Consider the following 13,132-nt stretch of genomic DNA (forward strand, 5'->3'; position numbering starts at 1 on the left):
GAAGCGGGCTCGCTCTGCCGCGTTCAGGCCGGACGTGATGAGCCCGCCCGGCTTTGCTTTTTCGTCCCAGGGGTGAAGCCAACTTCCGAGCAAAGAAGGGAGACGACGATGGATAAAATGAAAATTATCGGCGGAGATCGGCTGCGGGGAACGATCAAAGTGAGCGGTGCGAAAAACAGCGCGGTTGCGTTGATTCCTGCGGCGATTTTGGCCGATTCGCCGGTGACGATCGAGGGGTTGCCGGACATTTCCGACGTGCACATTTTAGGAAGCTTGATCGAAGAAATCGGCGGCTCGTTTTCGTTTGATGGCAAAGAGGCGGTCATCGACCCAACGAATATGGTGTCCATGCCGCTTCCGAATGGGAAGGTGAAAAAGCTGCGCGCCTCCTACTATTTGATGGGGGCGATGCTGGGCCGCTTCAAAAAAGCGGTTGTCGGCTTGCCGGGCGGATGTCATCTTGGTCCGCGCCCGATTGACCAGCATATCAAAGGGTTTGAGGCGCTGGGCGCCACCGTAACGAACGAGCAGGGCGCCATTTATTTGCGCGCGGAAGAACTGCGCGGAGCCCGCATTTTTTTGGACGTCGTCAGCGTCGGCGCGACGATCAACATCATGCTGGCGGCGGTGCGCGCCAAAGGGCGGACGATTATCGAAAATGCGGCGAAAGAGCCGGAAATCATCGATGTCGCGACATTGCTTTCGAATATGGGCGCGAAAATCAAAGGAGCCGGCACCGATGTGATCCGCATTGACGGCGTCGAAACATTATCGGGTTGCCGCCATGCCATCATCCCGGATCGAATCGAAGCCGGGACGTACATGATTGCCGCCGCGGCCACCAATGGCGAAGTCGTCGTCGACAACGTCATCCCGCAGCACGTTGAATCGCTGACGGCCAAATTGCGCGAAATGGGGGTGCGCGTGGAGACGGGGGAAGATCAAATTCTCGTCTGCGGCACCGATGTTTTGAAAGCGGTTGACGTCAAGACGCTTGTCTATCCGGGCTTTCCAACCGATCTGCAACAGCCGTTTACCGCGCTGCTGACAAAAGCCAACGGCACAAGCGTCGTCACCGACACGATTTACAGCGCCCGCTTCAAGCATGTCGATGAATTGCGGCGCATGAACGCCAATGTAAAAGTCGAAGGCCGCTCAGCCATCGTCACCGGCCCCGTCAAACTGCAAGGGGCGAAAGTGAAGGCAAGCGATTTGCGCGCCGGGGCAGCGCTTGTCATTGCCGGGCTGATGGCCGACGGGGTGACGGAGATCACCGGCGTCGAGCATATCGACCGCGGCTACAGCAACCTCGTCGAAAAACTGTCTGACATCGGCGCCACCATTTGGCGCGAAAAAATGACCGATGAAGAAATCGAGCAAGTGAAAAACGCGTAACGTCCAGTCGACAAAGGGGAAGGGGAGAACGACGATGGAACGAAGCTTATCGATGGAACTCGTGCGCGTCACCGAAGCGGCGGCGCTTGCCGCCGCCCGCTGGATGGGGCGCGGGAAAAAGAATGAGGCTGATGACGCTGCGACGTCGGCGATGCGCGACGTGTTTGACACCGTGCCGATGAAAGGCACCGTCGTCATCGGCGAAGGGGAAATGGACGAAGCGCCGATGCTGTATATCGGGGAAAAGCTCGGCAACGGTTATGGCCCGCGCGTCGATGTCGCTGTCGACCCGCTTGAAGGGACGAACATCGTCGCTTCCGGGGGATGGAACGCCTTGGCTGTCGTCGCTGTTGCTGACCACGGCCATCTGCTTCATGCGCCGGACATGTACATGGAGAAAATCGCTGTCGGGCCGGAAGCGGTCGGGATGATTGACATTGAGGCGCCGATCATCGACAATTTAAAGGCGGTGGCGCGAGCAAAAAACAAAGATATTGAAGACGTCGTCGCGGTTGTCCTCAACCGTCCGCGCCATGAGCGTCTCATTCATGAGCTGCGTGAAGCCGGCGCCCGCATTAAGCTCATCAATGACGGCGATGTCGCTGCCGCCATTAACACGGCGTTCGACCATACCGGCGTTGACATTTTGTTCGGCTCGGGCGGCGCGCCGGAAGGAGTGCTCGCGGCGGTCGCTTTGAAATGCCTTGGCGGTGAACTGCAAGGGAAGCTGCTGCCGCAAAACGACGATGAAGTCGAGCGGTGCAAACAAATGGGCATTGACGTCAACAAAGTGCTGCGCATGGACGATTTGGTGAAAGGAGACGACGCGATTTTTGCCGCCACCGGCGTCACCGACGGCGAGCTGTTGCGCGGCGTGCGGCTGAAAGGGGCGTACGGCCTCACCCACTCCGTCGTCATGCGGGCCAAGTCCGGCACGGTCCGCTTCATCGAAGGGCGGCACAGTTTGAAGAAAAAACCGAACTTAGTCATCAAATGATATCCTGCTATCCGGCCGGGCGCCGGAGCCGCGCCTGGCTCGGAAAAACAAAAAAATATTGATTAAAAAGAAGAAAAAAGGGTAAAATAGTCGTGTTACTTGTGCAAAAATAAGCTCTGCCATTCTACTTCTTTATTTCATTTCAGCCTTCATCATCTTCGAAATGAATCCCTTCGCCTGTCGAATTGATGACCAATACGTCCGAACACGAACGATGGGAGAATAGGAAAATTTGCAAAGTGTGGTGTCAAGATGGAATTAACGTTAGCAGCATTAGAAAACATGAAATTGAAGGAGCTGTATGAGCTCGCCAGGCAATACAAAATTTCATACTACAGCAAGTTGACGAAAAAGGAGCTTATTTTTGCGATTTTGAAAGCGCGTGCCGAACAAGACGGCCTCTTTTTCATGGAAGGCATCCTCGAAATCATTCCGTCGGAAGGATTCGGCTTTTTGCGCCCGATCAACTATTCCCCGAGCTCGGAAGACATTTACATTTCCGCTTCCCAAATCCGCCGTTTTGATTTGCGCAACGGGGATAAAGTGTCCGGCAAAGTGCGGCCGCCGAAAGAGAATGAACGCTACTTCGGCTTGCTTCATGTCGAAGCGGTCAACGGCGAAGACCCAGAAGTCGCCAAGGAGCGCGTTCACTTTCCTGCGTTGACGCCGCTTTATCCGAATCGGCAAATGAAGCTGGAGACAACGCCGGACAAGCTGTCGACCCGCATCATCGACTTGATCGCTCCCGTCGGCTTTGGCCAGCGCGGGTTGATCGTCGCGCCGCCGAAAGCTGGCAAGACGATGCTGCTGAAGGAAATTGCCAACAGCATCACCACAAACCACCCGGATGTCGAGTTGATCGTCTTGCTCATTGACGAACGGCCGGAAGAAGTGACCGACATCGAGCGGTCGGTGCAAGGCGATGTCGTCAGCTCGACGTTTGATGAGGTGCCGGAAAACCATATTAAAGTGGCTGAGCTTGTCTTAGAACGGGCGATGCGATTAGTTGAGCATAAGCGTGACGTCGTCATTTTAATGGACAGCATCACCCGCCTCGCTCGAGCGTACAACTTAGTCATTCCGCCGAGCGGACGCACGCTCTCGGGCGGGATCGACCCAGCGGCGTTTCATCGCCCGAAGCGGTTTTTCGGTGCGGCGCGCAACATCGAAGAGGGCGGCAGCTTGACGATTTTGGCGACCGCCCTCATTGACACCGGGTCGCGCATGGATGACGTCATTTACGAGGAATTTAAAGGCACCGGCAACATGGAGCTCCATCTTGACCGCTCGCTCGCCGAGCGCCGCATTTTTCCAGCGATTGACATTCGTCGTTCGGGAACGCGCAAAGAGGAGCTGCTCATCCCGAAAGAACATTTGGAAAAGCTGTGGGCGATCCGCAAAACCATGGCCGATTCGCCCGACTTTATCGAGCGGTTTTTGAACAAATTGCGCCGGACAAAGTCAAACGAAGAGTTTTTCGCCTTGCTCGATCAAGAGTGGAAACAGGGCGGCCCGCTCCGTCTGTAGGCAGTTGGCGGAATTTGCCGCGAATCGCCCGTTGCAAACTGACAGAAAAGCTGTTATAATCTTGACATGTGTGTTTTGGCTATCGCCTTTTGGTTTGTGTGATCCGTGATTTGCATCGGCCGGATTCGCTTCGGTGGAGTCCCGGTTGTTCCATGCGCTGCGCCTTGCCAAACGGGCGGGCGCGCATAAGCATGAAGCGTTCCATGCTACGAATCACTCTGTTTCGATCAGATACAGGGCGGAAGGAGATGAAAACGATGAAACAAGGCATCCATCCAGAGTACAAAAAAGTCATCGTCCGCTGTGCGTGCGGCAACGAATTCGAAAGCGGTTCGGTCAAAGACGAGCTGCGCGTGGAGATTTGCTCGGAATGCCATCCGTTCTTCACGGGCAAACAAAAATTTGTTACAGCAGCGGGCCGCGTCGATAAATTCAATAAAAAATACGGCCTTAAGTAAACAAGGACGTGACGAAAGCAGGCAAGCGAAACTTGCCTGCTTTTTCGTGAGGGCAGATGGAAGGCCGGTTGCTTACAAGGCTGATCCCGCTGATCGTCGCGATGGCAGACGGCAAGGAGCGGCCGATGGTTTGAGGAAAGTGTTATTGGGAAAGGAGAGGCCCCGATGTACGTGATGACGCAGTCCGGCTGGCTTGAGGTCATTTGTGGATGCATGTTTTCCGGCAAATCAGAAGAATTGATTCGCCGCGTCCGCCGCGCTCAGTTTGCCAAGCAGGAAGTGAAAGTGTTCAAACCGACGATCGACAATCGCTACAGCGAAGACGAAGTTGTATCGCACAACGGCAATTCAGTGATCGCCATTCCGGTCGCGACGCCGGCGGAAATGTTCCGCTACATTTCCGCCACCACCGACGTCGTCGCCATCGATGAGGTACAGTTTTTTTCCAACGACATCATCGATGTGGTGCAAACGCTCGCTGATGGCGGCTGCCGCGTCATCGCCGCGGGGCTCGACCAAGATTTTCGCGGTGAACCGTTTGGCCCCGTGCCGGCGCTGATGGCGATCGCGGAGTCGGTGACGAAGCTGGAGGCGGTTTGCACGGTATGCGGTTCCCCGGCCAGCCGGACGCAGCGGCTCATTAACGGTGCGCCCGCCTCTTATGACGATCCGGTGATTCTTGTCGGCGCCAGCGAGGCGTACGAGCCTCGCTGCCGTCATCACCATGAAGTGCCTGGCAAACCGAAAAAGCGATACAACCGCCCGCTTGCTGGACATACGGGTGAGTGATGGTGAGGCGGTCACGGATGTTGTTTGGCCGCTTTCATCGGCCAAGTGGCGCAGCGCAGCCATAGTGGATGAAAACGGCGCATATTCGTCTGTTTCGCCGACCGAGAAGGGCGGAAGCGGCGCCATGCCTGTGTCTTGTGCGTCCATTCGCTATGGGAGGAAAAAGCGTTTGGCATGCGGCTCGTTCATCATTGGTCGTTCGCTTGACTAGGCTGCCCCTTTTGTTCGTTCGCCGTAAAATAGGCGAATGATGGCAGAAAGATTTAGGGCTTGCCGTGTATCATTGACGGGCGATCATGGACATCCTAACAGCTGAGGAGGCGAAAAAGGATGAGACGCATCTGGCTGTTAGGAATGATCTTCCTGCTTTCGGCCTGTTCGCTCGCTCCGGATCATCCGTCCTACCGCCAGCAAAGCGAGGACAAAAACGGCGCGCGGCTGATGACGGATGGGCGGCCGAAGATCGACGCTGACAGAGACTTGTACAACAACTTCGACGATCCGGAAAACGTGCGGCAAAACCCGAATTTTATCAGCTTGACCGAAGGAAGCGAAACCCAGCGCGCCGATACGCGCAAGGCAGCGCAACTCATTGAGCGGTACACCGATTACCACGCCGACGCCATCTGGTTTCATGGCGGCAATATGTATGTGACCGTTGATGCACCGGAAGAGCTGTCTGACGAGGAACGACAGCGCGAGGCGCAACGCATTGACAAGCTGCTGACAAAAGCGATCCCGACATACGAGATCATCGTGCGCGTCAACTGAGAGCTCCCGCTTGCCAAAAGCGGGGGTTTTTGTTTGCTTTCCTTTCATGCTATAATCTAAAAATAGACTGTGTGGGAAAAACAGAGGTGAATGATGTGTTTGATCGATTGGAAGCTGTGGAGCAACGGTATGAAAAGCTCAATGAACTGTTGATGGACCCCGACGTCATCAACGATCCGAAAAAGCTGCGCGATTATTCGAAAGAGCAGGCGGATTTGGAAGAAACGGTGCAAACGTACCGTGAATACAAATCGGTTCGCGACCAGCTCGCGGAAGCGAAGGCGATGCTTGAGGAAAAGCTCGATCCGGAGCTGCGCGAGATGGTGAAAGAGGAAATCAGCGAGCTGGAAGAACGGGAAGCGGCGATCGTTGAAAAGCTGAAAGTGTTGCTTTTGCCGAAAGATCCGAACGATGAGAAAAACGTCATTATGGAAATCCGCGCGGCCGCCGGCGGCGAAGAGGCGGCGCTGTTTGCCGGCGACTTGTACCGGATGTATACGCGCTATGCGGAATCGCAAGGGTGGAAGACGGAAGTGATCGAAGCGAGCCCGACCGGCCTCGGCGGCTATAAAGAAATCATTTTTATGATCAACGGCAAAGGGGCGTATTCAAAGCTGAAGTTTGAAAACGGCGCGCACCGCGTCCAGCGCGTCCCGGAAACGGAGTCAGGCGGTCGCATCCATACATCGACGGCGACGGTCGCCTGCCTGCCGGAGATGGAAGAAATCGAAGTCGAAATCAATGAAAAAGACATTCGCGTCGACACGTTCGCCTCAAGCGGACCGGGCGGGCAAAGCGTCAACACGACGATGTCGGCCGTGCGCCTCACCCATATTCCGACTGGCATTGTCGTCACGTGCCAAGACGAAAAATCGCAAATCAAAAACAAAGAAAAAGCGATGAAAGTATTGCGCGCCCGCATTTACGACAAATACCAACAAGAAGCGCGCGCTGAATACGACCAAACGCGCAAGCAAGCTGTCGGCACCGGCGATCGTTCTGAACGCATTCGCACGTACAACTTCCCGCAAAACCGCGTCACCGACCACCGCATCGGACTGACGATCCAAAAGCTTGATCAAGTGCTCGATGGGCATTTGGATGAAATCATCGAGGCGCTCATTTTGGACGACCAAGCGAAAAAATTGGAGCAAGCGAACGATGCGTCGCAACGTGCATGAAGTCCTCGCCTGGGCTTCTTCTTTTTTGCGCGCCCACGGAAAAGAGGAGCGGGCGGCGGAGTGGCTATTGTGCCACCATTTAGGCGTGAACCGGGCCGGGCTGTTCGCCCGTTGGCGCGAGCCGGTCGACGAAGCGGTATATGAACGGTTTGCGGCCGATGTGCACCGCCATGCGGCGGACCATGTGCCGATTCAATATTTGATCGGCTATGAATCGTTTTACGGCAGGTTGTTTCTTGTCAATCGCCATGTGTTAATTCCGCGCCCGGAAACGGAAGAACTGGTGCTTGGCGTCCTAAAGCGGGTGCCGCGCCTATTTGCTGGTCGGAAGCGGATCGATGTCGTTGACGTCGGCACTGGCAGCGGGGCGATCGCCGTGACATTGGCGTTGGAGAACAAAGCGTTGTCGGTGACCGCAACCGATATTTCCGAAGCGGCGCTCGCGGTCGCCCGTGAAAACGCCCGGCGGCTCGGGGCGAACGTTTCATTTTTGTGCGGCGACTTGCTGCAGCCGATCATGGCCATGGGGCGGACGGTCGATGTCGTTGTTTCCAATCCGCCGTACATTCCAGAGACGGACGCCGCTATGCTTTCCCCGGTCGTCAAAAACTATGAGCCGCACACGGCGCTCTTTGGCGGCCGCGATGGGCTCGATTTTTACCGCCGCTTCGCCCGCGAGCTGCCGCTTGTGCTCGGCGCGCCGGCGCTTGCCGCTTTTGAAGTCGGCGCCGGGCAAGGGGAAGCAGTGGCGGCGCTTTTGGCCGCAGCGTTTCCAGAAGCCGAAGTGGAAGTCGATTTTGACCTCAACGGCAAAGACCGGATGGTGTACATGACGCGGCCGAAAAACGGGAAAACGTGTTAGATTGATAGGTTTAAAAACGAGCGGCGCTGTCCACAATGAAAGGTGAAAGGACGGTGCCGATGATGACCATCAAAGGAAATGCCATTGCCATATGTTTATATATCATTCTATTAACGACAGGCGTACTCGTCGAGCTGTACGGCCACAAGACGGACGCCGGGGCGAACGCGGCGGTCGCCATCCCTGATGAGGCCATCCGCCTGCGCATTTTAGCCAACAGCGACGCCGATGAAGACCAACAATTGAAGCGAAAAGTGCGTGATGCGGTCAATGCGCAAATCAACGGCTGGGTGGCCGAACTCACTTCGTTTGAGGAAGCAAAGCGCGTCATTCGCTCTCACCTGCCGGACATCGAGCGGACGGTCGCCCGCGTGTTGCGCGATGAACAAAGCGATCAAACGTACAAAGTGGAGTTTGGCCCGGTTCATTTTCCGACGAAAGTGTACGGCAGCTACGTATATCCGGCTGGCATCTATGATGCCGTGCTGATCACGCTTGGGGAAGGAAAAGGAGCAAACTGGTGGTGCGTCCTGTTCCCGCCGCTTTGTTTTCTCGATTTTTCCAACAGCGATGCTGTCATGATGGCGGCGAACCGATCGTCTGCCGGAACGAATGAACCGGTGTCGGCTGAGAGCGTCCGGTCAACGGAAGCTGGGTCGAAGCAAAACAGCGAGTCGGCCGAAGCGGAAGCTAGGGCGATGCGAAGCAGCGAGCAGGCCATCGAGCGGGACGAACCGAAAGAGGAGAGGGGTGCGATGGCGGAAACTGAAGATCGCGCCGCTTCGTCCATCCATGCGGATGGAAAGAAGGACAGAGGGTACACGGATGATCAAGAATCGTCCTTCGTCGTCATGGCCGAGCCGGAACAGCCGGTGGAAGTCAAATTTTTCTTCAAAGAGTGGCTCAGCCATCTCATTCCATAAGCATCTATCCACAAAGTTATCCACAAAAATAACAAGTTTATTCACAATTTGTGTATAACTGTGGAAAGACATCGTGCGGCGATCTGATGCTTGTAAAAAAAGCCGCCATTTTCAAGGCGAATCATGGCGATGGAGAAGGTGAAACGATTGAAAACACGTGTTTGGATTGTGGATAATATTGTTGATAAACAGCAAGTTTATCCACAAATACGAGAGGCGGTTGAATGGCTGCGGGCCGGAGAAGTTATCGCATTCCCGACGGAAACGGTGTACGGGTTGGGGGCCGATGCGGCCAATACAGCCGCGGTGGAAAAAATTTTCGCCGCCAAAGGGCGGCCGAGCGACAATCCGCTCATCGTTCATGTCGCCAGCATGGCCCAAGCGGAGGCGGTAGCGGCCTCGATCCCGCCGATGGCGAAAACGTTGATGGAGCGGTTTTGGCCGGGGCCGCTCACCCTCGTTTTGCCGAAACGAGCGGGGGCGGTGTCCGAGCGAGTGACGGCCGGGCTGCCGACGGTGGCGGTGCGCATGCCGGATCACCCGCTGGCGCTGGCGTTGATCGAGGCGAGCGGCTTGGCGTTGGCCGCCCCGAGCGCGAATCGGTCAGGAAGGCCGAGTCCGACGACGGCGGCGCACGTGCTTGCCGATTTAGACGGGCGGATCGCCGGGGTGATCGACGGCGGGCCGACCGGCGTGGGCGTTGAATCGACGGTGCTCGATTGCAGTGGGGGTGTGCCGACGATTTTGCGCCCGGGAGGAGTGACGAAAGAGGCGCTTATTGAAGCGATCGGCCGCGTTGAAGAGGCCGCTGCTGCGGACGACGAGGCGGCGCCGAAAGCGCCCGGCATGAAATATACGCATTATGCGCCGAAAGCGCCGCTTTGGATCGTCGCCGGCCCGCCCGCGTTTTTGCAGCGGCTTGTCGATGAAAGCCGGGCGGAAGGGAAAACGGTCGGCGTGTTGACGACCGAGGAAAACAAGGACCGGTATGCGGCCGATGTCGTGCTGCCGTGCGGAACGCGCCAGGCGCTTGAGACGGTCGCGAGCCGGCTGTACGGCACGCTGCGCCGATTTGATGAAACGAACGTCGATCTCATTTACAGCGAGGCGTTTCCGGAAGAAGGAATCGGCGCGGCGATCATGAACCGGCTCCGCAAAGCAGCCGGCGGACGCGCCATCAGCGAACAGCGGAAATGAAAGGACGGCCGTCTGTATCGATGCAGTGAACAAGTTTCCCACATCCTGATCGAAAAAGCAGCTTGTCTATTTTTTGACGGTCGGAGGCAAGCCGCAGGCTTCTTCGTCGCGCCTTGGCGTGACGGAAGATCGAACGGAAACGCGCTTCACAGATCCATGTATGGGTTTGGAAGCGGCGTTGTTTGGACGAGAGGCAGCCGAGAAAACGACTCGGCAAACGGTAAGGTTCAAATGGCAACTAGAGGATTGGGGGGACGCCGTTTCCAAGCGCGAAACCGGTCTGTTGCGGACCGGTTTTTTCTTTTCCGTCCGCTTGTCAATCAGGCGGCGCCCATTGGCTGCCCGCTCTGCTTCTAAACTGCCCTGGACGTGCATATGTTTAGCAATAAGGCCGGTCCGGGAGGGAAGAAACATGGGCGCATTCATCGGCGAAATCATCGCGCTGTCAATGATGGCGCTGGCGCTGGGCATGGACGCGTTTTCAGTCGCTTTAGGAATGGGGCTGTTGCGCCTCCGGCTGCGGCAAATGGTTTATATCGGGTTGACGATCGGCTTGTTTCATATTCTCATGCCGCTTGCTGGCATGACGGTCGGCCGCCTGCTGTCGCGCGAGTTCGGAAGTGTCGCGACATACGCGGGCGGGGCGCTGCTGTTATGGCTTGGCGGGCAAATGATCATCGCCTCGTTCCGGAGGGACGACGGATCGCCGCTGTTTCCGCGTGGGGTGGGGTTGCTTTTTTTTGCGTTCAGCGTCAGCCTAGACAGCTTTTCCGTCGGGCTGAGCCTCGGCATTTTCGGAGCGCGGACGATGGTGGCGATTTTGCTGTTTGGTCTGTTCAGCATGGTGCTGACATGGGTTGGGCTTTTTGTCGGCCGCCATTTTCAGCAATGGCTCGGTTCTTACAGCGAAGCGCTCGGCGGCAGCATTTTGCTGGCGTTCGGACTCAAGTTGCTTTTTCTATAAACGGCGGCAGGCGGTTTTCCTTCAGTGGAAAAAAGCGGACGGCCTGCTTTTTTTTGCGGCGCTTCACCAAAAGTTGTACTTGATTTTTTCTGAACATACCCTGTTTACGCTTGTGAGGGAAAATCAGCACTTTTTGCCTATCCTTACGTACATGTTGTGGTGAAGAGCCTTTTTTTGCTCTTTTCCCTATGGTATATTGATGGTAAGTCATTGATGTGAAGAGGTGGTTGTATGCCATATCGCATTTTGTTCGTCTGCACGGGCAATACATGCCGGAGCCCGATGGCCGCTGCGCTGTTGGAGAATAAGCAGCTGCCGGGCGTCGAGGTGAAATCGGCCGGCGTGTTTGCGGCGGAAGGAAGCGAGGCGTCGGCTCATGCCAAGACGGTGTTGAAGGAAAAGGGAATTGAAGCGGTCCACCGCTCTTCCCAGCTAAAGAAAGAGCATATCGACTGGGCGACGCACGTGCTGGCGATGACATCCAGCCATAAAGACATGGTCGTCGAACGCTTTCCAGAGGCGAAGGATAAAACATTTACGTTAAAGCAGTTTGTTTTGGGGACAGACGGCGATATCGCCGATCCGTTCGGCGGGCCGGTCGAAGTGTACCGGGCGGCGCGCGATGAGCTGGAGAAGCTCATTGACCGCTTGGCGGAAAAGTTGCAAACAGAACAATGAGGTTAAGAAGTGAGGGGGAACACAAATGGGGGGGACAAGTCATCGGTTCGGTTTGCGCCTGAAGCTCGTCATCTTTACGACAGCGTTGGCGCTGATCACGTATTCAACGAGCGCCTTTTTCTTGTATGTTTTGTATGATCAGTGGTTTGCCTCATGGAACAAAAGCGTGTTCACGATGATCGTGCTGCTCCTTGGCATCTTTTGGTCCGGAGTGCTTGCTTATTTGGCTGCTGGCTGGATCACAAGGCCGCTGCAACGGCTCGAGGAAGCGGCGGCAAAGGCGACGGAAGGGCATATCGATGAGGATGTTCCGTTGCCCTCCTCCCATGACGAAATCCGCTCGCTGGCTGTCGCGTTCAACCGGATGCTCGGTCATTTGCGCGCCGTCGTCGCCAACGTGGAAGAGAGCGCAGCGCGCACGACGGAAAAGACGGCAGAAATGAGGCAGGCGTCCGAAACAGCGTCAAGCCGTGCACGCGATATTGCAGCGACCATTGACGACATTTCCAAAGGGGCGGCGTCTTCGGCCGCGGCGATCCAAGAAGCAGCTTCGGCGGTTGAGGATGTGCTCGCCATCGCCGTGCAAGTCAAAGAAACAGCCGAGCGTGCGGAACAGTCGGTATTTGGGATGGCCGAAACGCTGAAGGCAAGCCGCGATATCACCCATTCGCTCATTAGCGGCATCGATCAGCTGGCTGACGATCAAGAACGGTCGCGGGCGGCTGTCAAGCAGCTCGAAGCACACGCCAATCAAATCGGCAACATTACGTTGCTTGTCGCTGACATCGCTGAACAGACGAACTTGCTTGCGCTCAATGCTTCCATTGAGGCAGCCCGCGCCGGCGAGCACGGCCGGGGGTTTGCCGTTGTCGCCGAGGAAGTGCGCAAGCTGGCGGATGAGAGCGCCAAGGCGGTCAAGAAAATCGCGGAACTGGTCGGCAACATTCAAAATGAAGTCGCCCGTGTGGTGGCGCAAATGGACAAGCAGGTGGCTGCTGCCAACGCTGAGGCGGCGAAAGGGGAACGCACGAATGAGGCCATTGCGGCCATGGCGGCCTCAGCCGATGACGTGATCCGCGCCGTCCATGACATCGCTGAGCTGGCGAAGCGTCAAATGGGGCATATGGAGCGGGCCGCGGCGCAGACACAAGAAGTGGCGGCGATCGCTGAGCAGACGTCCGCCGGCGCGCTCGAAGTTGCGGCGGCGACCGAGGAGCAGGCCGCATCGATCAACGATGTGCATCAACTGGCTGGCGAGTTGGTGGAGCAGGCCGAACAATTGCAGGCGGCTGTCGCCCGGTTTCGCACTCGTTGATGCACGCGCAAATATGATTCATCGAAAGGAGGAAGGGCGATTCCTCCCTGGCTTTCGCTATCACGGCGAAGCCTA

14 protein-coding genes are annotated in these 13,132 nt (G+C 56.5%); 13 read left to right on the plus strand and 1 reads right to left on the minus strand.

What is annotated here, in order from left to right; translation table 11 throughout:
• The first annotated feature begins 108 nt into the window (after nucleotides 1-108).
• From murA to B9L19_RS00805, 11 genes are all read left to right on the plus strand, one after another.
• The gene (gene murA, locus B9L19_RS00750) at nucleotides 109-1,395 is read left to right on the plus strand and encodes a UDP-N-acetylglucosamine 1-carboxyvinyltransferase (protein ID WP_025949627.1); all 1,287 of its coding nucleotides are present in this window, start codon (nucleotides 109-111) and stop codon (nucleotides 1,393-1,395) included.
• A 34-nt stretch (nucleotides 1,396-1,429) separates the two neighbouring features.
• Complete coding sequence (gene glpX, locus B9L19_RS00755; RefSeq protein WP_013146621.1) at nucleotides 1,430-2,392, plus strand: class II fructose-bisphosphatase; 963 nt, start codon at nucleotides 1,430-1,432, stop codon at nucleotides 2,390-2,392.
• 252 nt (nucleotides 2,393-2,644) lie between these two features.
• A complete protein-coding gene (gene rho, locus B9L19_RS00760; protein WP_013146620.1) occupies nucleotides 2,645-3,919 on the plus strand; it encodes a transcription termination factor Rho in 1,275 nt (424 codons plus the stop codon).
• Nucleotides 3,920-4,176: 257 nt separating this feature from the next.
• Nucleotides 4,177-4,377 carry a 50S ribosomal protein L31 gene (gene rpmE / locus B9L19_RS00765; RefSeq protein ID WP_011232848.1) on the plus strand — a complete coding sequence of 67 codons (201 nt, stop codon included), beginning with the start codon at nucleotides 4,177-4,179 and terminating at the stop codon, nucleotides 4,375-4,377.
• Between the two features lie 165 nt (nucleotides 4,378-4,542).
• A complete protein-coding gene (locus tag B9L19_RS00770; protein ID WP_047752495.1) occupies nucleotides 4,543-5,166 on the plus strand; it encodes a thymidine kinase in 624 nt (207 codons plus the stop codon).
• Between the two features lie 330 nt (nucleotides 5,167-5,496).
• Nucleotides 5,497-5,937: a hypothetical protein gene (locus B9L19_RS00780; RefSeq protein WP_025949624.1), complete on the plus strand. Its 441-nt coding sequence runs from the start codon at nucleotides 5,497-5,499 to the stop codon at nucleotides 5,935-5,937.
• A 95-nt stretch (nucleotides 5,938-6,032) separates the two neighbouring features.
• Nucleotides 6,033-7,118, plus strand: a complete 1,086-nt coding sequence (gene prfA / locus B9L19_RS00785) for a peptide chain release factor 1 (protein ID WP_025949623.1) — start codon at nucleotides 6,033-6,035, stop codon at nucleotides 7,116-7,118.
• Nucleotides 7,099-7,980, plus strand: coding sequence for a peptide chain release factor N(5)-glutamine methyltransferase (gene prmC / locus B9L19_RS00790; RefSeq protein WP_025949622.1), 882 nt, complete (start codon nucleotides 7,099-7,101; stop codon nucleotides 7,978-7,980). The genes prfA and prmC overlap by 20 nt, the downstream gene beginning before the upstream one ends.
• 59 nt (nucleotides 7,981-8,039) lie before the next feature.
• Nucleotides 8,040-8,903, plus strand: coding sequence for a stage II sporulation protein R (gene spoIIR / locus B9L19_RS00795; RefSeq protein ID WP_047752509.1), 864 nt, complete (start codon nucleotides 8,040-8,042; stop codon nucleotides 8,901-8,903).
• Between the two features lie 129 nt (nucleotides 8,904-9,032).
• Complete coding sequence (locus B9L19_RS00800) at nucleotides 9,033-10,100, plus strand: L-threonylcarbamoyladenylate synthase (RefSeq protein ID WP_047752496.1); 1,068 nt, start codon at nucleotides 9,033-9,035, stop codon at nucleotides 10,098-10,100.
• Nucleotides 10,101-10,512: 412 nt separating this feature from the next.
• Nucleotides 10,513-11,064 (plus strand): manganese efflux pump MntP, encoded by a 552-nt coding sequence (locus tag B9L19_RS00805; RefSeq protein ID WP_047752497.1) that lies wholly within the window; start codon nucleotides 10,513-10,515, stop codon nucleotides 11,062-11,064.
• Here B9L19_RS00805 and B9L19_RS18880 read toward each other — a convergent pair.
• Nucleotides 11,045-11,302 carry a hypothetical protein gene (locus tag B9L19_RS18880; RefSeq protein WP_167372753.1) on the minus strand — a complete coding sequence of 86 codons (258 nt, stop codon included), beginning with the start codon at nucleotides 11,300-11,302 and terminating at the stop codon, nucleotides 11,045-11,047. The genes B9L19_RS00805 and B9L19_RS18880 overlap by 20 nt on opposite strands.
• On the opposite strand from B9L19_RS18880, the gene B9L19_RS00810 reads away from it, so the two are divergent.
• Both B9L19_RS00810 and B9L19_RS00815 read left to right on the plus strand, forming a co-directional pair.
• Nucleotides 11,296-11,742: a low molecular weight protein arginine phosphatase gene (locus tag B9L19_RS00810; RefSeq protein ID WP_025949618.1), complete on the plus strand. Its 447-nt coding sequence runs from the start codon at nucleotides 11,296-11,298 to the stop codon at nucleotides 11,740-11,742. The two genes, B9L19_RS18880 and B9L19_RS00810, sit on opposite strands and share 7 nt — an antisense overlap.
• A gap of 25 nt (nucleotides 11,743-11,767) precedes the next feature.
• A complete protein-coding gene (locus B9L19_RS00815; RefSeq protein ID WP_025949617.1) occupies nucleotides 11,768-13,057 on the plus strand; it encodes a methyl-accepting chemotaxis protein in 1,290 nt (429 codons plus the stop codon).
• Nucleotides 13,058-13,132: the final 75 nt, after the last annotated feature.

This window comes from Geobacillus thermocatenulatus (assembly GCF_002217655.1).
Taxonomy (GTDB): domain Bacteria; phylum Bacillota; class Bacilli; order Bacillales; family Anoxybacillaceae; genus Geobacillus; species Geobacillus thermocatenulatus.